This window comes from Sphingomonas elodea ATCC 31461 (assembly GCF_000226955.1).
Classification (GTDB): Bacteria; Pseudomonadota; Alphaproteobacteria; order Sphingomonadales; family Sphingomonadaceae; genus Sphingomonas; species Sphingomonas elodea.
This window is the reverse complement of record NZ_AGFU01000078.1, coordinates 1-22,274: the sequence shown is the minus strand read 5'-3', so window position 1 is coordinate 22,274 and position 22,274 is coordinate 1. Positions and strand designations below refer to the sequence as shown.

Annotated in this window: 29 protein-coding genes and 1 pseudogene; 4 read left to right on the top strand and 26 right to left on the bottom strand. The window is 67.1% G+C overall.

The features are described 5' to 3' along the window. The 25 genes from KK7_RS21670 to KK7_RS0117740 form a co-directional block, all read right to left on the bottom strand. Positions 1 to 2,340, bottom strand: a 2,340-nt coding sequence (locus KK7_RS21670) for a phage tail tape measure protein (protein WP_010546010.1), incomplete at its 3' end; no start/stop codon positions are given. A 2-nt stretch (positions 2,341 to 2,342) separates the two neighbouring features. Beyond that, a complete protein-coding gene (locus tag KK7_RS0117855; protein ID WP_010546009.1) occupies positions 2,343 to 2,471 on the bottom strand; it encodes a GpE family phage tail protein in 129 nt (42 codons plus the stop codon). 8 nt (positions 2,472 to 2,479) lie between these two features. Beyond that, entirely contained in the window at positions 2,480 to 2,788 is a 309-nt protein-coding gene (locus KK7_RS0117850; RefSeq protein ID WP_010546008.1) for a phage tail assembly protein, read from the bottom strand. A 41-nt stretch (positions 2,789 to 2,829) separates the two neighbouring features. Next, the gene (locus KK7_RS0117845) at positions 2,830 to 3,336 is read right to left on the bottom strand and encodes a phage major tail tube protein (protein WP_010546007.1); all 507 of its coding nucleotides are present in this window, start codon (positions 3,334 to 3,336) and stop codon (positions 2,830 to 2,832) included. A gap of 36 nt (positions 3,337 to 3,372) precedes the next feature. Next, entirely contained in the window at positions 3,373 to 4,539 is a 1,167-nt protein-coding gene (locus KK7_RS0117840; RefSeq protein WP_010546006.1) for a phage tail sheath subtilisin-like domain-containing protein, read from the bottom strand. Positions 4,540 to 4,549: 10 nt separating this feature from the next. After that, entirely contained in the window at positions 4,550 to 4,912 is a 363-nt protein-coding gene (locus KK7_RS0117835) for a GPW/gp25 family protein (RefSeq protein WP_010546005.1), read from the bottom strand. 5 nt (positions 4,913 to 4,917) lie between these two features. Further along, complete coding sequence (locus tag KK7_RS0117830; protein WP_010546004.1) at positions 4,918 to 5,502, bottom strand: phage baseplate assembly protein V; 585 nt, start codon at positions 5,500 to 5,502, stop codon at positions 4,918 to 4,920. Between the two features lie 42 nt (positions 5,503 to 5,544). Next, positions 5,545 to 5,781 (bottom strand): hypothetical protein, encoded by a 237-nt coding sequence (locus KK7_RS0117825; protein WP_010546003.1) that lies wholly within the window; start codon positions 5,779 to 5,781, stop codon positions 5,545 to 5,547. A 16-nt stretch (positions 5,782 to 5,797) separates the two neighbouring features. Next, entirely contained in the window at positions 5,798 to 7,975 is a 2,178-nt protein-coding gene (locus KK7_RS21665) for a gp53-like domain-containing protein (RefSeq protein WP_010546002.1), read from the bottom strand. Between the two features lie 12 nt (positions 7,976 to 7,987). Continuing rightward, positions 7,988 to 8,530, bottom strand: coding sequence for a phage tail protein I (locus tag KK7_RS0117815; protein WP_010546001.1), 543 nt, complete (start codon positions 8,528 to 8,530; stop codon positions 7,988 to 7,990). After that, a complete protein-coding gene (locus KK7_RS0117810; RefSeq protein ID WP_029623409.1) occupies positions 8,527 to 9,429 on the bottom strand; it encodes a baseplate assembly protein in 903 nt (300 codons plus the stop codon). The genes KK7_RS0117815 and KK7_RS0117810 overlap by 4 nt, the downstream gene beginning before the upstream one ends. A 69-nt stretch (positions 9,430 to 9,498) precedes the next feature. After that, positions 9,499 to 10,161, bottom strand: a complete 663-nt coding sequence (locus KK7_RS0117805; protein ID WP_010545999.1) for a phage virion morphogenesis protein — start codon at positions 10,159 to 10,161, stop codon at positions 9,499 to 9,501. Continuing rightward, positions 10,158 to 10,652 (bottom strand): phage tail protein, encoded by a 495-nt coding sequence (locus tag KK7_RS21130; RefSeq protein ID WP_010545998.1) that lies wholly within the window; start codon positions 10,650 to 10,652, stop codon positions 10,158 to 10,160. Before KK7_RS21130 ends, KK7_RS0117805 begins: the two co-directional genes overlap by 4 nt. A 153-nt stretch (positions 10,653 to 10,805) precedes the next feature. After that, complete coding sequence (locus KK7_RS23040; RefSeq protein WP_010545997.1) at positions 10,806 to 12,020, bottom strand: glycine-rich domain-containing protein; 1,215 nt, start codon at positions 12,018 to 12,020, stop codon at positions 10,806 to 10,808. A gap of 3 nt (positions 12,021 to 12,023) precedes the next feature. After that, positions 12,024 to 12,155 (bottom strand): hypothetical protein, encoded by a 132-nt coding sequence (locus tag KK7_RS23640; RefSeq protein ID WP_272941580.1) that lies wholly within the window; start codon positions 12,153 to 12,155, stop codon positions 12,024 to 12,026. Further along, entirely contained in the window at positions 12,152 to 12,430 is a 279-nt protein-coding gene (locus tag KK7_RS0117785) for a spike base protein, RCAP_Rcc01079 family (RefSeq protein WP_010545996.1), read from the bottom strand. The genes KK7_RS23640 and KK7_RS0117785 overlap by 4 nt, the downstream gene beginning before the upstream one ends. 1 nt (position 12,431) lies before the next feature. Continuing rightward, positions 12,432 to 12,944, bottom strand: coding sequence for a hypothetical protein (locus KK7_RS0117780; RefSeq protein ID WP_010545995.1), 513 nt, complete (start codon positions 12,942 to 12,944; stop codon positions 12,432 to 12,434). Further along, entirely contained in the window at positions 12,941 to 13,423 is a 483-nt protein-coding gene (locus KK7_RS0117775; protein WP_010545994.1) for a glycoside hydrolase family protein, read from the bottom strand. Before KK7_RS0117775 ends, KK7_RS0117780 begins: the two co-directional genes overlap by 4 nt. Then, the gene (locus KK7_RS0117770; protein ID WP_010545993.1) at positions 13,420 to 13,764 is read right to left on the bottom strand and encodes a hypothetical protein; all 345 of its coding nucleotides are present in this window, start codon (positions 13,762 to 13,764) and stop codon (positions 13,420 to 13,422) included. The genes KK7_RS0117775 and KK7_RS0117770 overlap by 4 nt, the downstream gene beginning before the upstream one ends. Positions 13,765 to 13,766: 2 nt before the next feature. Then, positions 13,767 to 13,982, bottom strand: a complete 216-nt coding sequence (locus tag KK7_RS0117765; protein ID WP_010545992.1) for a tail protein X — start codon at positions 13,980 to 13,982, stop codon at positions 13,767 to 13,769. Next, positions 13,982 to 14,455, bottom strand: coding sequence for a head completion/stabilization protein (locus KK7_RS0117760; protein ID WP_010545991.1), 474 nt, complete (start codon positions 14,453 to 14,455; stop codon positions 13,982 to 13,984). Before KK7_RS0117760 ends, KK7_RS0117765 begins: the two co-directional genes overlap by 1 nt. Then, positions 14,452 to 14,640 carry a hypothetical protein gene (locus KK7_RS0117755; RefSeq protein ID WP_010545990.1) on the bottom strand — a complete coding sequence of 63 codons (189 nt, stop codon included), beginning with the start codon at positions 14,638 to 14,640 and terminating at the stop codon, positions 14,452 to 14,454. The genes KK7_RS0117760 and KK7_RS0117755 overlap by 4 nt, the downstream gene beginning before the upstream one ends. Before the next feature lie 123 nt (positions 14,641 to 14,763). Continuing rightward, positions 14,764 to 15,612 carry a phage terminase small subunit gene (gpM, locus tag KK7_RS21125; protein ID WP_010545989.1) on the bottom strand — a complete coding sequence of 283 codons (849 nt, stop codon included), beginning with the start codon at positions 15,610 to 15,612 and terminating at the stop codon, positions 14,764 to 14,766. 52 nt (positions 15,613 to 15,664) lie between these two features. Next, a complete protein-coding gene (locus tag KK7_RS0117745; protein WP_010545988.1) occupies positions 15,665 to 16,720 on the bottom strand; it encodes a phage major capsid protein, P2 family in 1,056 nt (351 codons plus the stop codon). 59 nt (positions 16,721 to 16,779) lie between these two features. Then, on the bottom strand, positions 16,780 to 17,598 hold the full coding sequence (locus tag KK7_RS0117740) for a GPO family capsid scaffolding protein (protein WP_010545987.1): 819 nt from the start codon (positions 17,596 to 17,598) through the stop codon (positions 16,780 to 16,782). A gap of 160 nt (positions 17,599 to 17,758) precedes the next feature. Here KK7_RS0117740 and KK7_RS21120 point away from each other — a divergent pair. The 3 genes and pseudogenes from KK7_RS21120 to KK7_RS22715 form a co-directional block, all read left to right on the top strand. After that, positions 17,759 to 19,543 (top strand): annotated as a pseudogene (locus tag KK7_RS21120) (terminase large subunit domain-containing protein); the annotation flags it as partial. 109 nt (positions 19,544 to 19,652) lie between these two features. Continuing rightward, positions 19,653 to 20,645, top strand: coding sequence for a phage portal protein (locus tag KK7_RS21115; RefSeq protein ID WP_337459588.1), 993 nt, complete (start codon positions 19,653 to 19,655; stop codon positions 20,643 to 20,645). An 84-nt stretch (positions 20,646 to 20,729) separates the two neighbouring features. Further along, positions 20,730 to 21,437: a hypothetical protein gene (locus KK7_RS22715; RefSeq protein WP_138983994.1), complete on the top strand. Its 708-nt coding sequence runs from the start codon at positions 20,730 to 20,732 to the stop codon at positions 21,435 to 21,437. A 230-nt stretch (positions 21,438 to 21,667) separates the two neighbouring features. Here the strand turns inward: KK7_RS22715 and KK7_RS22710 are convergent, their stop codons facing one another. Next, positions 21,668 to 21,970 (bottom strand): hypothetical protein, encoded by a 303-nt coding sequence (locus KK7_RS22710; RefSeq protein WP_138983993.1) that lies wholly within the window; start codon positions 21,968 to 21,970, stop codon positions 21,668 to 21,670. A gap of 58 nt (positions 21,971 to 22,028) precedes the next feature. Here KK7_RS22710 and KK7_RS22705 point away from each other — a divergent pair, with 58 nt between their 5' ends. Next, positions 22,029 to 22,259 (top strand): hypothetical protein, encoded by a 231-nt coding sequence (locus KK7_RS22705; protein WP_138983992.1) that lies wholly within the window; start codon positions 22,029 to 22,031, stop codon positions 22,257 to 22,259. Positions 22,260 to 22,274 lie beyond the last annotated feature (15 nt).

Below are 22,274 nucleotides of genomic sequence, written 5' to 3'. Positions count from 1 at the left end.
CCCGCGCGCGAGCCGCGCAAGCGTACCGTCCTGACTTCGCGCCAACGACGCGGCAGGCGGCGGCGCTTGCAGCATGGGCGCGCGGCTTCGCCCCATCGCGGCGGTGAGACTGTTGGCGATCCGGTCGATCCGCTCCACCGGACGATCCTGATCGCGGGCAAGGCCCTGATCGAGGCCCTCCATCATAAACCCGCCGAACGACGCGAAGACGCGGGACGGGGAGTGGATGCCGAGCTTGCTCTTGAACCAGCTCGCTGCCGACGAGGCGGCACCCACGATCGTGTTCTTGAGCTGCCCGAGCATCCCCACGATGCCGGTGATGATGCCGCGCACGATATCGCCGCCGGCGGTGATCATCCGTTGCCCCAGCGGCCCGCGCATCCAGGCGAGCAGGGCCATGAAGCCCTGCACCATCAGGCCCTGCGGCGTGAAGCTGAGCAGGATCCGGCCCATGAACTGCACGCCCTGCGAGACAGCGGATTTGAACCCTTCCCAGAGCCCTCCGAACCACGCTTTGATTTTATCCCAGTTGGCGTAGATTGCGTATCCAGCGGCGATCAAGCCGACGACGGCCAGCACCACGCCGCCAACGATGCCGATCAGCGGCAACATGCCCACTCCGAGCAGCGTGGCGGTCGCCGAAAGCGCGGCGAACGGTGCAGCCAAACCCGCGATCAAAATGGCTCCGCCGCCCAGCACCAAGAACAGCGTTGCGAATGCGGCTGCGCCCAATAGGAGTCCCTTGGCGAGCCCCGGATTGGCGGCCGTCCATTTCGCCACCCGATCCGTGAAGGCGTTTGCCCGCTCCAGCACCGCGTTGACGGTGGGCAGCAGCTTGGCGCCGAGCGTAATGCCCAGTGTTGCTGTGTTTACCTGCAGCCGCTTCGTCTGTTCAGCGGAGTCCTTCATGCGCTGCGCAAAGTCGGTGTCGGTAACGCCCTTCGCCTTGGCAGCTTCCGCGCGAATGCGGCGATATTCGTCCATGTTCTGGATCAGCGGGCGCAAGCCCTGCTGCACCTGGGAATCTTCAAACAGGTTGCCCAGCTTCGAAAGATCGCCTTTCAGCGTCTTATTGGTCAGTTCTGCGATGGCTTCGAGGGGCGTTTTACCTTCGGCGTAGAGCTTCTTCAGTGATTTAGGGAGATCAACGCCCATCTTGGCAAAGGCGCGCACTGTTGCGGGCGAGCTAATCTTCTGCAGGACGTTGCTCATGTTCGTCGCTGCGGTGGCGCCGTCGCCCGTCCCTTTCATGAAGATTTGAAGTCCGGCCGAAAGGTCTGCAACTGCGTTGACCCCGGTCTGTCCGAGCCCCTGATAGGCGGCGGTTAGCATCGGGAAATGCTGTGCCATATCCTTGATTTCGAAAGCGCCAGCCTTTCCAGCCTGCGCCATCACATCAATAATGCGCGAGGTTTCAGCTACCGGGATTTTGAGGTTCGAAGTCGCCGAAAAGGCCGCGCGAGACAAATCTTCGATCTCCGCGTGATAGGCGGTCGCCGCGCGACCGATCGGCGTCATCATCGCTACGGCATCTGGTACGGACGCGCCCATTCCAGTCAGCGCATCAGCACCGGCCTGAATTGCCTCCGGCATCTGGTTTGCGGCCCGCGAGGCCGCAAGGAGCGTTTCCCCTAGCCGGGCCGCTTGCCCACGGCTGAGATCCGCTTTCTGGCCGATGCTGGTCATGCCGGCTTCGTACTGCTGCGCAGCGGCGACGGCGCCGACCAGCGGCGCGCCCAGGGCGCGGCCGGTCTCGATCGCGGAAAAGCCGCTGGCCGCCATGCCGGCGGCGGTGCCCTGCGCTGCGCCGAAGCGCTCGCGCGCGGCGGACATGCGGCGGGCGCGGTCGCTGGACTGCTGCAGCCGGCGGGTCTGCTCGGCCAGCTCGTCATTGGTGCGGGCAACGGCCTGGCGCAGGTTGCGCTCGTGCTGGGCGAGGCCGCCGGCGCCGAGGCCGGCTTCGCGCATGCGGGTGCGCAGGCGCTGCAGCTCGGCGCTCTCGCTTTCGTGGCGGGCCTTCAGCTCGGCCGCCGATCGCTTGGCGGCTTCGAAGTCGCGGGCGAGCTTGCGCGTGGGGTTCTCGGCCGCCTGCATCTGGCGGGCCAGCTCGGCCACGCGGGTGCGCGCGGCGCCGAGCTGCTGTTCGGTATCGCGCAGGCCGGTTTTCAGCGTGCGGAAGGATGCCAGATCGGCCTGGGCACGGTTGAGGCCGGCGAGCTGGTCGCGGGTCTGCTGCAGCGCGCGGGAGGCGCGGCCCGAGCCGCCCGCGATGTCACGAAGCGGCCGGGAGACCTTGTCGCCCGCTTCTAGCAGCATGCGGATGCGGAGATTGCGATCCATCGTCAGTCCTCAATCCCGTTGAGGGCCTTCAGCCGCTCGATCGCGCGGGCGTGCCAGCCCATCAGCTCGGCGAGCCCCATCACGTCCATGACGGGCGGCGGCCAGTGAAAGACCGCCGCCACGTCTGCCATCACATCGTCTACGCGGTTGGGGAGGCCGGCTTCGCTGCCTTCGGCAGCAAAAAATCCACCACCTCGGTGCCGAACTGGAGAAGGTCGCTGGGCGCCATGGCATCCACGAACGGCTTGAGCAGCACCGGCGCGGTGATGCGGGGCGCGAGCGTCTGCAGCGAGGCGACGTCGAGCTGCAGGAGGTTCTGCAGCGCCAGGCCGCGCAGCTCGCCCGAGCCGGGCTTGCGCACGGTGATGGTGGTACCGGCGGCGATCTTCTCCTCGCCGCCGACGATGATCGCTTCGTCCAGGGTGAAGCTGCTGGTGATTGCGGACATGGGAAAGCCTTTCGATCAGAGGGGATGGAGCGGCGCGCGGGTCAGGAGACCGCGGCGCGAATGGCGGCGAAGCGATCCACGCCGAAGATACGAAACACCCCGTTCAGCACGTCGATCTCGATTGCCTCCTGGCCGTTCCAGTCGAGCCGATAATAGACAGGGGCGAACTTGCACTTGAACTCGCCGCCTTCACCGATCTTGGCTTCACCGAAGTCCAGTTCCTCGTACCGGCCGCGCACGGTCACCTCGATCACGTCGACATCACCAGTATCTTCCCGCTGCCACGCGCCGGAGAAGCGGAGAAAGGTGCCGGCGAGGCCGGGCAGCCCATATTGGCGCAGGATGGAGAGTTCGGGGCCACCGAGGGTGAATTCCATCTCCATCGCCTCGGCGCCCATGTCGAGCTTGACCGTGCCGTCCATGCCGGCGCCGCGATAGTCTTCGAGCTTGCGGGTGAGCTTTGGCAGGGTGACGCTGCTGGCGGTGCCCTTATACTCGTTCCCTTCCGAGAACAGGTTCATGTCTTTCAGCTTGCGCGGGAGGGCCATGGTTCAGCCTTTCGATGAGAGCGGGAAGGAAGGCGGTCAGGCGGCGACGGCCGCCGCGAAATCGGCGAAATAGCTGTCGGTGATCCGCTGATTGAGGCCGAGCGCTTCGAGCGGCGGCACCGCCGTGTAATCATAGTCGATCAGCAGCTTGCCGGCGCTCAGCTGGTCGATCGGGTTGCGGGTCGCGTCGAACCACGCCTTGCCGCCGAGGAGCTGGCCGGCCAGCGTCATCTGCCGCAGCTCGCCGTTGATCGTCTCGACGATGTCCTTGGCGAGGCTGGGGCGCAGCGGTTTGTCGATCGCCCACATCATGCCCCGGCCGATCGTATCGAGCAGCACCTGGGCGGTGCGCGTCGCGCTCTCGAAGGCGAACAGCGGATCTTCGGAGCAGGTGCGCGAGCCCCAGATCCGGAAGCCGCCACCGGCACGCACCAGCGCGCAGACCTGCGATTCGTTCAGCAGATTGGCCTCGCTGCCGGAATCCTGAATGTCGAACTGGATATCCTTGGTGAGGCCGATCACGCCGTCCACCGGCACGTTGCTGATCGTCTTGTGCCAGCCCTGCTCCAGATCGATGCGGGCGCGCAGGCCGAGTGCGCGGGCGACGCCGTAGCTCACCACGGGCGTGCCGTTGACGGCGTCGGTCGCGTAGAAGTCGGGATAGATGAGCATCAGCTCGCGCGCCGAGAAGTTGGTGCGGTACGCCTTCGCCGCGCTGATGTCGCCGCCGATCGCCGCGGCATAGACCATCGCGCGCAGCTTCTTCGCCACCACCACCAGCGCCGTAGTGACGGCCTGGGTATCGAGGCCGGGGCAACCGAGGATGCGGGGCTTCACCCCTAGCTGTGCCTCGGCGGCGAGCAGCGCCTGCATGCCGGTCTTGATGCCCTGGGCGGTGGTGGTGCCGATCACATTGGCGGCCAGCTCGCCGGCATTCGCCCCTTCGGCCACGCGGACGATCACGATCGGGCAGCGCACCTGATCGGCGATGGCGCGCAGCGCATTGGGCAGCGTGCCCGTCGTGCCGGCATCGGCGAGCGCCGCTTCGGGATCGGTGACCAGCACCGCCTTGTTGAGCGGGAAGACGTCCGCCTTGGCGGCAGGGGCGGTCACTACCATGCCGATCACCGCCGTCGCGGCGGCGACCAGGCTGCGCGTGCCGGTGCTGTCTTCGGTGATGCTGATGCCGTGCTGAAATGCCATGGGCGGTCTCCTAAGCGTAGACGGTGAGGCCGCTGCGGGAGGCGAGCGGCACGGTGATGCGGGTGCGCAGGGTGGCGCGCGGCTGATCGGTGCGGGTGCCCTCGACGATCACGGTCGCCTTACCGGGGGCCGGCTGTTCGAGCGCGATGCGGGTCACCTTGATCCGCGGCTCCCAGCGCTTGAGCGCCAGTGCGGTCGCGGCGAAGATCCGAATCCGGCTCGCCGGGTTGGCGGGCTGGTCGACCAGCTCGGACAGCAGCGAGCCGAAGTCGCGCAGGCAGGGTACGGAGCCGATCGGGGTGCTGAGCACGCGGCCGACCGACTGCGAGAGGTGCGCGTCGCCTTCGAGCGGCTTGCCGGTGGCGGAGGACATGCCCCTCATTGCGGCACCCCCGAGACGCCGCCGCCGGGCTGCACCTGCATATGCTTGTGGGTGGCAAGGCTCTTGCCGCCGCCCACCACGTCTGCGGTGCTGGTGATCTTGCCCGTCGCGTACAGCTTGCCGTTGAGCGTCATGTCGGCATTGACGGTGAGCCCGCCGGGGGCGGTGATCTCGGCCGCGCCGCCGGCTGCGATCGTGATGGCGAGCTTGTGCGCCTGGGGATCGTAGGAAATCCGCGTGCCATCGGGGAAGTCGATCAGGCACGAAGCATCGCTGGCGGGGGCGGGGTGCGCGTCGCTGAACAGGGCGCCGAGGATGATGCCGGCCTGAACATCGCCTTCCGGGCAGAAGAGCAGCACCTGCTCGCCCATGCTGGGCGGCGACCAGATCCGCACCGCGCCCGCGCGCGGCGCCGCGAAGGGGATATCGTCCGTGAGGAGATCGCCGACGCGGACGCGCACCGTGCCCTGGGCAAGATCGAGGCTGTCGATCGTGCCCAGGCGCATCAGGTTGCCGATCAGGCGGCGGGGATCGTTGAGATCGTTCACGGTGCCGGACTGTGCCGCCGGCACCGCGAACATGCGCGGGTGCGGGCTTGTAAATGCCCGACTTACAAGGCGAGGCTATTTCGCGGCGGCAGGCGTCGTGTCCGGCGCGGGCGGCGGATTGGTGATCGCGCCGGCTGCGATCTTCACCTCGACACCGGCGGCCACGTCGGCAATCCGCGCCTCGGTAGCCGCCGCGTCATATTTGCCGCGGGCATTGAGTACCGCGTTGACGTCGCGGGTATGGGTGATGCCCGCATGCTCGAAGGTGACGCTGACGGTCGGGAGCGCAACGCTGTTGATCGTCCACTTCATGGGTAGTTCCTCCTGCTCAAATGCCCACGGCGCGCCAGTCGATCGCGTCGATCTGATTGATCGAGGTCGAAGCGGCCGTGTACTGGACCATCAGCGAGCACCCTTCGGCCGACCGGGATACGCGCTGGATGGTGATGTCGAAGCGGTTGTTGGCGAAGTTGTTCACGCCTGTGGCCGAGATGTTGACCGAGTCCGCATTGGTGAACGGTATCGGGAAGGTGACGAACTGCTGCCCCTCGGTGAACGGGCCGTTGATCGTTCCCCATTGCTCGATCACGCCGTTCGGGCGCCGCTCCCAATAGCCGTTCGCGTTCGATCCAAAGCGAGCGCCATCGTTCTGCAGGACGAAGTCACTGGCCTGCCGTCCGTCGAGCAGATCCGCATCGAGGCCGGAGCCCGCGCCGTCATTCGAGGCGCGCCAGACATCGGCGATGTTCTGGTCGAAGACGATATTGCCGATGTCCGACGCGTCGACGGTCGCTTTCAGGCGCGTGCCGGACCAGCCGATATGGATGGTGTTCGGCAGTTGCCCTGCGCCTGTGCCCTGGCGCACCGGCCAGAAGCCGAGGCGCGCGGGAATGTTGGTATAGAAGCTGCCGTCCTGACCATCGAGCGCGTCTGCATCCAGCCCTGAGCCGGAGCCGTCGTTTCCGGCATGCCAGATCGTGTAGGCGTTCGCTCCATGGCTCCAGCCGCCGATCTTCAAGGCGTTGTCCGTGTCGAGCCCAAGGTATGTTGCGAATGCGCCAGTGCGGTGGAACGAGAGCATCGCGGCCCCTGTCCCATTCCCCTTGATTTCCACTTCTCCGAGGAACGGCGTGACTGTTCCGATGCCGTTATTGCCTGTGGCTCCGGAGGCGAAGGTCATTCGACCGAGGGTGTCGCCGGACCGATTGGCCGGCGTGTAGCCCAGGCGAGCGGTGATGTTGGTGTAGAAGCTGCTGTCCTGCCCATCCAGCAGGTCGGCATCCAAACCAGATCCGGCTCCATCGTTGCCCGAATGCCAGGCGCGGCCGCCCTGCAGGCGCAGCTCGCCCGTCGCGCGGTACATCAGGAAGGGGGTGTCGATCACGTTGCCGGCGTCGTCGAAGCGATTGATGAAGAAATCGCTGCCGGTGGCGCCGCCTGCCTCCGCGCTTGCGTTCATGCCGACGTCCCACCGGACGCGCCCACTCCGTTGAAAGCGGAGGAACGAAAAGGCGCCGGCGACGCTCTCGAAGTAGAAGATGTTCGATCCGGCTCCGGCCAGCGCGATGTTGCCGGTGAAGGTATCGCCCGCGCGATTGGCCGGTGTGTAGCCCAGCCGGGCCGGGATATTGATGTAGAAGCTGCTGTCCTGGCCGTCGAGCAGGTCCGCATCGAGGCCGGACCCCGCGCCGTCATTGGAGGCGCGCCAGACATCGGCGATGTGCTGATCGAAGACGATATTGCCGATATCCGTCGTGTCGACCGTCGCTTTAAGGCGCGTGCCCGACCAGCCGATATGGATGGTGTTCGGCAATTGCCCCGCGCCCGTGCCTTGGCGCACCGGCCAGAAGCCGAGCCGCGCGGGTATGTTGGTATAGAAGCTGCCCTGCTGACCATCGAGCAGGTCGGCATCCAGCCCGGAGCCTGCCCCGTCGTTGCTCGCGCGCCAGATATCACTGCCCCAGCTCGACAGCCGCGCGGACAGCGCGAAGCTCAGCCCCCTGGGGGTGACGGCGCGGCGATCATCGGTGCCGGCATTCGCCTCCGCGTCGGTCGCCAGCTCCACCACGCCCTGCATCTCGGTGGTGGCGGGCGGGTTGAGGAAGTCGGTGGCACCGAAGGTCAGGCTGGTGGCGGCGATGTCCGCGAAGCGCACGTCCAGGGCGAGCAGCAGCATCGCCTGGGCGGACTTCTCCACCAGCGGCGCTGCCTGGGTGTAGGCGGCGAACAACGTGCCATCGGCGAGGTACAGGGCGAGCGAGCGCACCGTGTAGGCGGCGCTGCTTTCGTCGCGCACCGTGACGTGGATGGTATCGGCCGCCACGGCGTCGCCCGCGATCGTCGTGATCCGCTTGATCTCCGCCGGCATGCTGATGCTGGTCGCGGAGAGGCCCCAGGCGGCAGCGGACACGCCGACCGAGGCGATGCGCACGGCATTGGTGCCATCCCTGGCGGCATTGACCAGCGCAGCGCGACCGGCATTGGTGACGGTGAGGGTGAACGGCATCGCGGGCTCCGATCAGGCGTCGAACTGGAGACGGTTGAAGAGGACGGGACGGCCCACGGCGACCAGGCTGGTCGAGCCGTTGAAGCGGAGCCCCTGGGTGAAGGTGAACTGAGAGCGCACCGGCTTGGTGCGGCGCACTTCGGCGATCACGGCATCGGCGAAGGCAGCGGTGGCGGGCGCGCCGTCATTGCCGCTCAACTCCACCGCCATGGTGAAGGTGTGGGGCGGCCCGGGCGGTGTGAGCTGCCACCATTCCCGAAGCGCCACCGCGCCGCCGAACGATTCGACCACGGCCCGCACCGACGATGCCGTGCCCTTGCGGCGCTGGATCTCGATGGCGCGGCGCACGCGGGCGCGCTTCACCTCCTCCGGCCAGTCACTCGACCAGGCGTCGATCGACACCGCCCAGGCTAGATAGGGCAGGAGCGGCAGCGGACAGGTTTCCGGATCGATGATCGAGCGCAGCGGCACCGGCAGATCGCCCATGCGCGCCGCGGCGCTCTCGATCGCGCGTTCCAGCGCGGTGGCGTTGGGGGGCAGCAGGCTCCCGCTCATTCGCCGGTGCCGGCATAGGTGAGGGTGACGCCGGTGCAGTATGCCGCCTGCGTTCGGTCGACCACGATGTCCGCCGCCGGAGACGACAGGTTGACGTTCTGCACGCCCTCCGCGTGCAGCGCCGCGAAAATGCCGGAGCGGGTGATATCGACGCCCAGGCGGTGCTGGCGCGCCCGATACTCCTCGATGCGCCGCTGCGCCTCGGCGAGCACGATCGACCCATCCGGGCCGCTGAACGTCGTGAGCGAGGCGGTGATCTGGTAGGGTACGATAATGGCCGACTGCACCGTGACCGCGTCAGTGAGGGGGCGCACGGTCTCGGCCGAGACATGGGCGGCGACCTTGGCGAGAAGGTCCGGCGCGGCGGTGCCGTTGCCGATGCGCGACAACACGGTGACCAGCACCTGGCCGGCTGCCGGGCTGGTGGCGCTCGCGTCCAGCACGTCGCCATCGGCCGAGCGGGCATGGAAGATATAGGCGCCCTCCGGGCCTGCGACCGAGAAGCCCTCGGGGGCGAGGACCAGGCGGGCGCGCAGCGCGGCATCATCCTCATAGGTCGGCGGCACATTGTTCGCCGGATCGCCCGGATCGAGCACGAGCCGGGTCACCGACATCAGCGCGGCCAGATGGTCGAGATCCGAGCCGGTGGCGAAGGCCGGCATCACCGCCTTGGCCGCATCGTTGATCCGCCCGCGCAGCAGCAGCTCGCGATAGGCGCAGACGCGCAGCAGCATCACCGCCGGATCGGATTCCACCGACGCATCGAAGTCCGGCAGGAACGCGCGCAGGCTGGCGAGCATCTCGCCATAGATCTGCTCGAAGCTGAGCGGCTCGATCACGTTCGGCGCGGGCAGGCGCGACAGATCGACCGCGGTGAAAGTGACGGAGGTATCGGCCATGGCCGCCATGTCGGGGCGCGGCGGCAGCACATGCCAGCGGCAAGCCTTGTAAATGCCCGCTTTACAAGGTCAGGGGTTGAGGTGGCGCAGCAGCAGGTCGAGAATCGCCCCGGCCTGGGCGTCGGTGACGCCGAGCAAGGTGCGACGCGCATAGCGCACCGGCTTCGCCTTGGCAGCAGGACGATCCATAAGCCCCTCCTGCGACACGCTGGCGATCTCCGACACGCGGCCCGCGAAGCCGACCCATGCCTCGCGATCGGTGGCGCCTGCGCGCAGGTTGCGGCCATTGCGCAGCTTGCGGAACATGGCGGCGCGGCGGATGCTGCCCTTGCGGCGGAACTTGCCCGCGCCCTTGTTCTGCTCCTCCGGCTCCAGCGGGAGCCAGCGGTCCACCTTGTCCCAGAAGAAGCTGCGGATGCCGCCGGCCTCGACGTCGAAGCCGGTGAGCAGATTGCCTTCGTGGACCCAGCTCTTCATCAGCACCAGGCGCGGCTCGGGCGCGCTCTTGGGGTAGAGGAACTTCACCGCATAGTTGCCGGGACGCGGCGCCGGCTTCTTCTTGCGGGCCGCATAGGCGCTGCCATCGGGGTTCTGCTGCCGCCCGATCCGGTCCGACTGCGATCGCTGCAGATCCTTGGCCATCACGCGCAGCAGCCGACGGCGCTCGGTAGGGGCGATGCTGCGCAGCAGCGCGCCCGCGATCCGCTCCACCTCCGCCAGGTCTTCGCTCATTGGGCGTGCTCGGCGACCAGGCGCGTCTCGTCTGCCGGCACGTCGCGCAGCAGCAACTGCAGCAGCGACACGCACCCGACGCCGTCGAAGGCGTCGACCAGCCCGGTCTGCGCGGGGTGGCTGGTGGTGAAGCCGCCGGTTTCGAGCGGCTGCACGGTGACGATTTCGGTCAGCTCGATCCAGATCGACACGTCCGCCGCGTCGGCGCTCAGGAGTTCGGACTCGAAGCGGAAGGGCTCCTGCGGGTTCGTCTGCAGGAGATCCGGCTGCGCTTCGGAGATCCAGGCGAGGATCGGCACCATCAGCCCGTCGATCGAGCCCGCATAGTCCTGCGCCACGATGTTCAGGGTATAGCGATACTCGAAGGCCAAGGAGCCGGGCCGCGCGGCGACGCGGCCCCGGTCGACGAACATGCTGAGCTTCGACGGATCGTCGCGCAGCTGCGGCACATGGGCGAGCAGGATGCAGCGGAGACTATCCGGCTTGTTCATGCTCACCCACCGACGATTGGGGTTCGGGCACGAGGCGCGCATTCTCGCCAAAAATCGGGGAAGGATCATAGGGTGTGACCCCGTCCCATTCGACGCGGTTGACCACATTGTCGCGGTCATCGACTACCAGATACACAGCCACGATAGACCCCCTCAGAAATACCAGGTGACGCGCGCTTCGCCGCGCCCGCCTTCCCCACCCGCACCCGAAACGAAGCCGGCGTCGCACGCGCCGCCACCGCCGCCGCCGCCGCCTGGCGTGCCGCCGGATCCGCCGGCAGCGCCCGTTGCACCGGTCAGGGCCGCGCCGCCGCCGCCCCCGCCGCCGGCAGTCTGGACGATGGTGTCGACCACCGATGCGCCAGCGCCCCCGGCGGGGACAGACCATGTGCCGTTCGCGCCGGCAGCTGTTCCGCTGACCGCGCTGCCAGATCCAGCACCACCGGACGCTGCTGCGCGGATGACATTGCTGGCATCCATGCTGCCGCCCGCGCCGCCACCGCCGGCAGCGCCGCTGCCGCCCGATGCCGCGTTCGCAGTCGAGGATGCGGCGGAGCCGTTACCGGAGGCGCCAAAGGTGCCATTGGGGCTCGCCACAGCCGCGGCACCACTTGCTCCGCTGCCAGCCGCTCCTCCCGCGCCCCCATCTGCGCGGGCGAAAGTGCCCAACAATGTCGTGCCGCCCGCTGTGCCAGGATTCCCGTTCGCGGCCGCCGTGCCCACACCAGCCCCCCGAGCGCCGCCAGCGCCGATCGTTACCTGCTCGGTCGTGCCGTGGATGCTAGCAGGGTAGCTGCGATAATGGACGGCACCTGCTGCACCTCCTCCGCCGCCGGTACGGATGGTGGAGAGCGCGCCGCACCGCCCGCTGCCACCGCCGCCGCCGCCGCCGATCAGCAGCGCGTCAAAGGACGTTGCAAGCGGCGGTTTGACGCTGGCGGCGGATCCAGAGCCGGTGATGACGAATCTCAGCGGCGCAATGTTCCAGTGCATCGGGATCCAAGCACTACCGGTCCACAGCAGGCTGACGCTATCGTTGCGGGCGGAGAGCCATGCAAGATCGGTCGCGCCGGAACGGACGGTAACGCGGTTCGCGGTCGCATCGAACTTGCGGATCCAGAGCCGGTCGCCGGCTTTGAGGCCGGCCGTCGGGAGGGTGCACAGCATGGCACCCGCGCTGGCATCGGCGATCAGCAGTTGCCCGACATCCGCGGCGGCCAGGACGTAATCCATAGTCTTGACCAGCAATGCCAAGCGCCCCGCGTAGAGCTCTTCGAAATTGTCGTTCGCCTTGATCCAGGCATCGCGATCAGTGTCGCCCTTGTTGTCGTTGGGCTTGTCGCCAACGCCGATGATTGCCCGCGCCATCGCTCAGCTCCTGTCGGTCGTATAAAGGGTGGAATCCGTCGTCTTGGTGGTTCGATCAACCGTGCGGGACAGGACCGCGACAAACGCGGCCTTCAGCGCGAACATGATCGGCGAGAGACCAAGGCCCAGCTTCACAGCCATGCCTCCAGCTGCGTCGCGGTGGTCCCTGCGGTGATCACCTTAGTGATCGACCATGGGAGCACCTGATCCGCGGCGATCTTGCTATCGCGCTGTTCGCCGGAGGCCATGAGAACTCGAATGGTGCCGCCCGTCCCGAGGCAGCGGATCGCGCGCGAGGGGGCGGGAAGCGGCGTTCCCTGGACAATCGGCACCACGTCGATCGCAGCGCCCTGGGCAGCAATGGCATCAAGCTGGGACTGCTGCAGTTCGGCGGTGGCGACTTTGCTCATTTCAACGGGTCTCCGGTTCGGGCGTGCAGGTTCCGGGTGCGATCCACTCGACCAGGCGGCGGAAGCGGACGCGCTGGTCGCGATCGTGGATCACCAGCGCGCGCAGGGCGGCGCGCTGGCCGGACTCGGCCTGGGCGGCAGCGCGGTCGCGGCCCGCCTTGATTTCGCGTTCGGCGGCGGCGGCGCCGAGCACGCGGGCAGACGCGGCGAGGGTGTCGGCACGGAACCTGGCCAGGTCCTGCACCGCTTCGCGGCACAGGGCACCGCGGGGCATGGCCACCTTGTGGCGCTTGCCGGCGGCGTCGGTGCGCTCGATCGTGGCGGCGGCGGTCTGCGCCCCCGCATGGGCGCAGGTATCGCGCGCCCAGCTCGCCCAGGCGTCGCGATCGGCGCGGGTGCGGCGCGCGTCGACGTACAGCGCAGCGGTGGCGACACCGAGGGCGATCAAGACCAGCCAGCTGTTGCCGGCCCACGCATGCAGCGCCCGACAGGCGCCGGTGATCAGCTTGATCATACGGTTCCCTTTTCCATCATGGCGGCGAGGCGTTCGTCTCGGTCTCCGACCTGCCGTGCCCAGAGCGAGGCGCGCATGCCGGCGGCGGCGCCGGCGAAGTCACCGCGCTTCATCTTGGCGAGCGTGTTCCTGAAACCGAGCAGTCGCGTGATGCCGAGATTGAAGCACATGTTGAGCAGCACGCGCTGGCGAACGCCGTTCAGCGTGCGCCACCAGGGCAGCCTGGCATCGAGCTGGCGCTCGCATTCGGCGATGTCGTTGGCGAACAGCGCGCGCGACTGCTCGCGGGTGATGCCGTTCCTGAGCACGCTGGCGAGCGTGATGCCGAGCGCGGCAGTCTCGGCCTTGGAGATCCCGACATCGTCGAGGTTGCGGCCAATGCCGATCGTGCGTTTGCCCGCCGTGCAGCGATAGACCTTGAGCCGTTCGCCCTCGTCCCGCGTCAGCTCGGCGGCAAGCGCTTCGCGATCATAGGTCACTGATCGCCTCCCTTGCCGAAGAAGCGGTCGCGCAGCGTCGCCGGAATGGTGCCGGCGACGTCGGCCGCCGCCGCGATGAAGCGGGGCGTGGCCTCGAAGGCGATCATGCCGATGGTGAAGGCGATGCCCTGCAGCACAAAGGGATCGAGCGGCCAGAGGGCGCCGATCGCGCGAGCGGCAAACCATGAGACGATGATGCCCACGGCGAGCTGGGTGAAGCGTTCGCCCCAGGTGAGGCCCTTGCGCCAGGCGAGGCCCACCGCCGCGCCGATCGCGCCGGGGGCAATGCCCGACAGCAGGGCGAGGAACGCATCGAGCAGGGCCGCGATCTTCTGTTCCATGGTCAACTCCAGAGCTGGACCGTCTCGCGCACCGGCTGTGCCTGGGCGGCGATGACGGGGAGGGTGACCGGCGTGCCGATCGGGAGGATGGGGCCGTGATCGGCAAGGCCGGGATTGGCGGCGAGCACGGCATCGAGCGCCTCGGGGCCGAGGCCGCGCTCGCGCCACAGCAATTCGTCCAGCGTGTCGCCCTGGCGCGCGGTGAGCATGTCCGCCATCAGAGCAGCTCGACGTTGGTGCGGGTCTGGCCGAGGATGCCGCGCACCGCGTGCAGCGCGTCGCGGCGAAGCTCGCCGACCGAGGCGTCCAGCTCCTCCACCTTGCGCTGGCCGGCGCCGGTGAGATCTACGTCGCGCTGCCGCTCGACCAGCAGCGCCTTCGTCCAGGCGCCGACGGCGAGCTGATACAGCACGATGTTGCGGGTGGCGCCGTCGAGGGGCGGCGAGGGGACTTCGGCGAAGCTGGCGGCGGTCTGCATGGCGCGCCAGCCTTCGAGCTGGTCGTTCGCCCAGATCATCGCTTCGCGCACGGCGTCGCGCAGACGCTCGGCGGGCATGTCCCCGGGGATCCGGCGGGCCTTGCGCAGATCGACGGGATCGACGTTCGGGAACCAGCCGTCATTGACGATCGGCGCGCCATCGGGGGCCGCAGGCGGCGGCGTCAGGATCGGGCCGCAGGCGAAGCCGTTCATGCCAATACCGACGACGCGGCGGCTTTCATGCAGAGCACGAAGCCGAAAGCCCCAAGAACCACCACCGAGGCAGTTTGCAGGCGGGTGCGGATGTTTTCAGCGAAGAGGAAGTAGATCGACGCGAAGAGGACCGCAGCGGTGCAGAGCGCCAACCCGATGGCAAGCAGCATGTAGATGATGAGCATCGGCTGGTCTCCGTGGGTGGCGCCCCCGGCAAACGGGGGTGGGGACCGGGTCCGCGACGGCCCTCAGCCCGAAGGCCCTCCCGTCGCGCGCGATCCGCCCCCGAGCGCCGGGGGGCGAGCTGGTCAGGCGCCCTGGGCGGGCGGGGTGTTCTGGGCGGTCTCAGCCGTGACGGCTTCGAGCGCCTTCTCGATCTGCTTGATGCGGCCCTTCACGCCGACGCGATCGTCAAGCTGCTGCGCACGGCGCAGAGCTTCGAGCGCCGTGCCGAAGGCGTCGATTTTCCCGGCTTCCGCATCGTGCGCCGTCTCCATGCCGATCGCCTTGAACAGCTTGGCGCGGATCTGATCGTGCATGTCCGCGTCGGCGGTCAGGATCTTGGTATCGACAAGGATGTTAAGATCGAAGCGGCTGCCTGCGGCCTGCGCCTTGGCGGCGGCGGTGGCGATTTCCTCCGCGACCAGGGCGGCGGTGGTGCGCTGGTAGCGCGCCGGCATCGGCAGATCGTGGCGAAGCATGTATTCCGCCAGCTCGAGTGCACCGCGATACTCACCAACGTCGATCAGCCAGACCATGATGGTGGGGATCACGCCATCTGCCACGGCCCTGCCGGTCTCGCGCGCGGCAGTCACGCGCGCCATGACCCAATTGCGATAGGCCGGCAGCATTTCGCGCTTTGCCTCGATCTTCTTCTCGATCGACTGAATGCCCTTCAGCCGGCGCATGTCGTGGACCAGGCGCAGCTGGATCTGCGCGTCCGGCCCGTCGCCGAGTGCGGGGTCAATTGTGCCGGGATCGTCGACCGCGGCCAGCGCCGCGTGCTGCAGGGCATGCAGGCGCGCGGGGCTGGCGGTAACGATCGCGAGCGCGGGCTCCTGCCCGCCCTCTCCCTGGGGCGCGGCAACGATCGGGTTGGCGTGATCGGGCTTGGCCGCTTGGGCGAAGCGTTCACGGTGCTGGCGAGCGGGGCTCATGATGCGTTCCGGTGCTGGTTCGGGAAAGGGCGGGCAGGCTTGGCGCAGAGCCTCAGCTCTTCGGGCCAAGCTGGATGTTCTCGACCAGGGCGGCCTTGCCGTATTCCTCGACCATGAAGGCGTCGTTCACCGACTCGTAGTTGGCGATCTGGTCGAGGCTCGATTCCTCGACGACGTTGCGGCGCGCCGATCCGACCTGCCAGTAATAGGACAGGTTCTTCAGGCTGGTGACCATCAGGGCGTTGGCCGGGAAGTGCGGGACCATGATGGTCGGCTTGCCGCCGAGCTGGCGGCTGGACATCAGCACGTCGCGCGCGACCATTTCGGTCGCGGTGTTGCCCGCCTCGCTCACGATCTTGAAATATTTCTCGTGGACGAGGTCGCTGCCGACGATCACCACCAGATCGGTCGAGCCGCGGAACTGCTCGTGGAGCAGGTTATGGGTGACGTCGAAGACCAGCGCGTCGAGATTCTCGTAATCGGCATTGCCGGTTTCGGAGACATAGACCTTCGCCTGATCCAGCCCGCCGTGCGACATCACCCGCGCCGGGGCATAGGTGCGCATCTTGTAGAGCCAGCCGAAATTGACGTCCTGCAGCAGCGGGTAAGCGGCACGATCGGTCTGGGGCTTGGCGTCAACGCCATTGAAGCCGATCATGATGATGTCCTGCGCCTTCTGGACGATCACCGCGTCGCGGCAGAGCTGCTGGAATTCCGGGCGATGCGCCCAGGCGTCGAGCAGCGCATAGGGCCACGCATAGTCGTAGTCGGTCTTCTTGCAGATGTACTGGTCGATGGTGTCGCTGCCGAACGGGCTGGTGGGGGTGCGGCGCTGGCCTGCGGCGGTGTTGGTGCGCCCTGCGAGCGTGCGGGTGACGCCGACGCCGACGCGGTCGCCCATCTGCGGCACCACGGGGATGACGTTGATGCGCGAGAGGAAGTCGCTGGTGGTCTGCAGCTTGGCCTGCAGGCGCTGCTCGATCGCCGGGGCGACGGCGAACTTCTTGATCTCGGTCGAGCCGTTCGCGAAGAAATTGCCGTCGAGGCCGTTCAGCTTGGCGACCTGGCCAAGATAGGCGTTGAACAGCACGCGGGTCTGGTTCTGCATGGGGAGGCTCCGGGGATGCGAGGGTAGGGGCGCGGGCAGGGAAGCGGGCAGGGAAGCGGTCAGCAGTCGGTGAGGTGCTGGCCGGTGCCGCCGGTGGCCGGCGGACGGCTGAACCCGGCGGGCGTGCCTTCGAGCTGGGATTTCAGGCTCGCCAGCTCGGCCTGGGTGGCGGCGATGGCGTCGTGCGCGGGCTTCACCGCTGCGGCGACCGCATCGCCCATCGCCTTGGTGAAGGCCGCGAAGTCCATATTGTCGTTCGCGGGCGGGTTGGCCGGGGCCGGCGGGGGCGGCGGCGGCGTGGCAGGATCCTCGGTGGTGCGCTTGAACATGTCGGCCACCTTCGCGAAGCCGGCGACGATCGCCTCGGCGATGCCGGCCGAGCCCGCTTCGAATTCGATCGCGACCGCCTCGGTCGAGGCGCTGAACAGCGTGCCGGGTGCCGAGCGCGCGAACTGCAGCTTCTGGGTGCCGATGCTGGCCGGCGTGTCGGTGAAGGCCAGGCCGACCAGGCCGATCTTGCCGGTGCCGGCATAGTCGGGGGTCAGCTCGACCGAGGGATAGGGCTTCTGCTCGGCGGCCGAGAGCTTGACCAGCTGATCATTGCCCTCGACCTGCACATAGAGCGCGCGGCGGGTTTCGTCCTTGCCGGCGATCTTGAACGTGTCGTCCTGCGCCTTGACCGCGACGACATCGCCATAGCCGTTGAAGGGCGGTTCCGGGCTGAAGCCGCTGAGGTGCTCGATGTTGATGCGAGGCGAATAGACGTCGCGGTTGAAGGTCTCGACCACCTGGTCGATAATCTCGTCCGTGATCGTGCGGCCGTCGTTGATCGTCTGACCGGCGACGAGAGCGCGGAAGAACTTGGAGAGTTTGGCCATGGCGATGCTGGTCCCTTGATGATCGCGGCAGTGCGGCGTTTGACCAGGCGAACAGGGACCGGATCCCGGCATCTTCTCAAGCGAGCGGCCTTGTAAATCGGGGTTTTACAAGCCGGGCCGCTGAGTGGCGGGCCGCGCGCGTGGCTAGGTTCGCGGCGCCATGCATCCCGCCGACGAACCGCTGCCAGCATCGACGATGCCCATCCCCGTGGATGCGCGCAGGAAGGCGCGCAGCCTGTACTGGCGCTTCTGGACCGTCACCCAGATCGCCGAGGAGCTGGCGCTATCGCGCGCGACGGTGGAATCGTGGCGGCAGCGCGATCGGTGGGATGACGCGCCTGCGCTCACCAAGATCGAGGACGCGATCGAGGCGCGCATCGTCGGCCTGATCGACAAGGACAGGAAGACCCCCGGCGACTTCAAGGAAATCGACCTGCTGATGCGCGCGGTGACCGCTGCGGCGCGCGTGCGGCGCTACGAGGCCCCGGGCGGCCACGAAGGCGATCTGAACGAGAAGGTGGGCAACCGCAACGCGGGCGAGAAGAAGAAGGCGAAGACCAACCACTTCACGCGCGAGCAGGTGGAGGAGCTGGAGCGCATCTTCCACGACGAGCTGTTCGGCTATCAGCAGGACTGGTGGGACGCGCGCGACCAGCGCACCCGCATGATCCTGAAATCCCGCCAGATCGGCGCGACATGGTATTTCGCGCGGGAGGCGCTGCTCGATGCGCTGCGCGGGCGCGGCAACATGATTTTCCTCAGCGCCTCGAAGAGCCAGGCGCACATTTTCCGCAACTACATCATCCAGTTCGCCGCGCGCGTGGGCGTGAAGCTGCAGGGCGACCCGATCGTGCTCAGCGCCGAGACGCTGCCCGAGGGCGAGGATCTACCACAGCTGATCTTCCTGGGCACGAACGCGCGGACGGCGCAGGGCTATCACGGCAATTTCTACTTCGACGAATTCTTCTGGACCTATGGCTTCGAGGAACTGAACAAGGTCGCCAGCGGCATGGCGATGCACAAGAAGTGGCGGAAGACCTATTTCTCGACGCCGTCCACCGTCGCGCACCAGGCGCACCCCTATTGGACCGGCGAGCGCCGCAACCGGCGGGTGAAGAAGGAAAACCGGATCTCGATCGACACCGGCCATGCCCGGCTGAAGGCGGGCGTGGTGTGTGAGGACAATATCTGGCGCCAGATCGTGACGATCGAGGACGCGGAGGCGCGCGGCTGCGACCTGTTCGATCTGGACGAGCTGCGCATCGAATATGCGCCGGACGAATTCGCCAACCTGCTGATGTGCCAGTTCGTCGACGACAGCCTCTCGGCGTTCAAGTTCAACGAACTGCAGAAGGCGACCGTGGACGCCGATGTCGACTGGACCGACATCAACCTGCTCGCCGCGCGGCCCGTGGGCACGCGCGCAGTGTGGGCGGGCTATGATCCGCAGGAGAGCGAGAACGGCGACAATGCCGCGCTGGTGATCGCGCTGCCGCCCGAGGGGCCGGCGGGCAAGTTCCGGTTGCTGGAGAAATACCAGCTGCGCGGGCTCGACTTCCAGGCACAGGCCGAGTTCATCCAGGCCAGGCTGGCGCGGTACAACTGCACCTATCTGGGCATCGACGCCACGGGCGTGGGCGCCGCGGTCTATCAGCTGCTGCGCGACAAGGTGCGCGGCTGCACCAAGATCGAATATTCGCTCGAGACGAAATCGGCGCTGGTGATGAAGGCGCAGCACAGCTTCGCGCGCGGCCGCATCGAGTTCGATGCCGGGTGGATCGACGTGCAGTCGTCGTTCCTCTCGATCAAGAAGGCGCTCACCGGCTCGGGCCGCGCGCTCACCTTCAAGACCAGCCGCGGCGACGAGGACATCGGCCACGGCGATCTGGCCTGGGCGGTGATGCACATCCTGATCAACGAACCTCTGGACGGCAGCGCGCGGCCGAAGACGCGCATGGAGATTGTCGATGGCGAAGCGGAACCGGACGCGGGCAATGTCCCGGCAGGAAGCGGGAGCGGCCTCGTCTGGGGCATTGGTGCCGGCGAACGACCATATGCCGGCGGAGCGCAGCTCGGCGGGCATGGCGTTCAGCTTCGGCGATCCGGAGCCGGTGCTCAATCGGCGCGAGCTGCTCGACATGGCCGAATGCTGGCACAATGGCCGCTGGTACGAGCCGCCGGTGCCGCTCGACGGCCTGGCGCGCGCGTTCCGCGTCTCGCCGCACCACAGCAGCGCCATCATGCTCAAGCGCAACCTGCTGGTCGCATCCTTCGAGCCGTCGCCGCTGCTCAGCACCGCGGCCTTCGAAGCGATGGCGCAGGATTTCCTCGTCTTCGGCAACGGCTATCTGGAGGAGCGCCGGAACGTGCTGGGCGGCGTGCTGCGCTATGAGCACGCCATCGCCAAATACACCCGGCGCGGGGTGGAGGAGGGGCGGTTCTTCTATGTGCCCGGCAACCGCGACGAGACCGAGTTCATGCCTGGCAGTGTGGTGCAGGTCCGCCAGCCGGACGTGAACCAGGAGATTTACGGCGTGCCGGAATATCTCAGCGCGCTGCAGTCGGCGCTGCTGAACGAGGCCGCGACCCTGTTCCGCCGCCGCTATTATCTGAACGGCAGCCATGCCGGGTACATCCTCTACGCCACCGGCGAGATCGACCAGAACGACACCGAGGCGCTGAAGGGCGCGCTCAAGGCATCACGGGGGCCGGGCAACTTCCGCAACCTGTTCGTGCATGCGCCCAACGGCAAGGAAGGAAGCCTCAAGATCCTGCCGATCGCCGAGGTGGGCGCGAAGGACGAGTTCCTCGGCATCAAGAACGCGACGCGCGACGATGTGCTCGCCGCGCACCGCACGCCGCCCCAGGTGCTCGGCATCGTGCCGGCGCAGGGCTCCAGCGGCTTCGGCAATCCGCTCCAGGCGGTCGACATGTTCTTCCAGCTGGAAATCGTGCCGCTGCAGGTGCGGCTGCTGCAGATCAACGAGCTGACCGGCCGCGAGGTGATCCGGTTCCGCGAGCGGCAGCCGATGGCGTCGGCCGCATAAGGCTGCAATGGCCAAAGATCGGGCGTCGACGTGCCAAGACGCCCCGGATCTTGCTGTCATGCAGTTGATCGTTAGAGTCCAATTATGGACGAAAAGTTGCTTGGACTGCCGCTGCACATCCAGATAGCGCTGGGTGGCGGGTATCTCGCGTATCTAGTAGCGTATGCTGGTATAAGGCAGCATCATACGCCGCTGGAAGTATTCTTCCGATCAATCGCTTTTGGTCTGGTCTCAACCGCGGTTATGCTTTGGGCACCCGACGCTCCAGCTTTCCTCGTCGCATGGAAGCACCCGTTCTGGCGACCGACCACGGCGGTGGCTAGCACTGTGCTGATTGGTGCGTTCTGGAGATGGCGCGGCATGCGCTGGAGCCGCGTAGCCTTGCGAGAGCTGAATGTCAGCTGGACGGACGATATCCCAACAGCGTGGCTCACGGTGACCGCCACCGAAACCAATATCGCCCCTACACAGATCGTTGTCGATCTAGATGGAGGCCGCACGCTTATGTGCGAAGATACGCGACTGTTTGAGCACTCGCCCTTTGCGCCCTGCATCTATGGTCTAGATGGCAGCATCGCATTCTACGTGACCGCTGAAAGGCCAGCAGGTGGCGAATGGGTCGACAGAACGGACGTTCTACATGTCGACGGGGACATGCTCACCTATGTCCCCGCCTCCGCGATCAAGCGTGTTCAGCTGAGGCTGACACCCAGCTCAAGCGGGCGGTCGCGCTGGTGGCGGCGCTTCCGAGGGCTTTGGCGGCGGCGGCGGCGGAATTCTCGGATTGACTGAATCCGGAATGTATCTGGGCTTGTCGCTCATGATGTTCACTTCGGCGGACGCGCAGGGCGTTCAGTCGTTTGCGTGGGCGGCAGCGTGATCGGGCGCGTTGAAGCTTGGTCATCCCGTGCAGGCGGCATCGTTGGGCGGGAACTCCGTTGCTCGCGTCTGTCGTTGCTCATTAAACTCTCCCTTCGTTAACAAAACTATTCTGCTCCGCGATCTATGTCGATCCCCATCCCTCAGGATCGCAAGCCACGAACTAGCCGCTCCCATTGCTCCTCGGTATTCGGGAAGCGGTTTGGCGCAGTCGGCTCCTGGGCGCAGGGGCGCACCTTCGCGCCGGCTGGCCTGCCGCCGCACGCGAGGCAGTACAGGTGATCGCGGAGCAGGTGCAGAGACGTCGACCAGCGATGGCATCGATACCAGCGCTCAAGGCGCCGCGCATCGATCACCGCGCTATGCCCGCAACCACATTGCACCAGCACGTTGAAGCCCCTGCGCGTGATGTCGCTCAGCGTCTCATAGCGATGGTTGGCACTCATGGGCGGGCACCGAATGGACCGGGTTGTGAATGGAACATAACTAGAACACTATTAGGCCATGCGTTCCCGAGTCGACAACCCGCACGATCATCCAACCGGCCGCTGCAGGATCTGCACCGCGAACGATCGTGAGGCATTGGTCGAGGATCTCGCCCGCGCGCTGTGGGACAGCAGGCGCAGCGGCACGCTCGACGACGTACCGCTAGATCAGGCGGCGGCCCACTGGCAGCGGGTCTTCCACGAGTTCGCCCAGGCCGCGCTCGACATCCTCGACCCGCAGGCCGGCTGACGGGGCGGGGGGGGG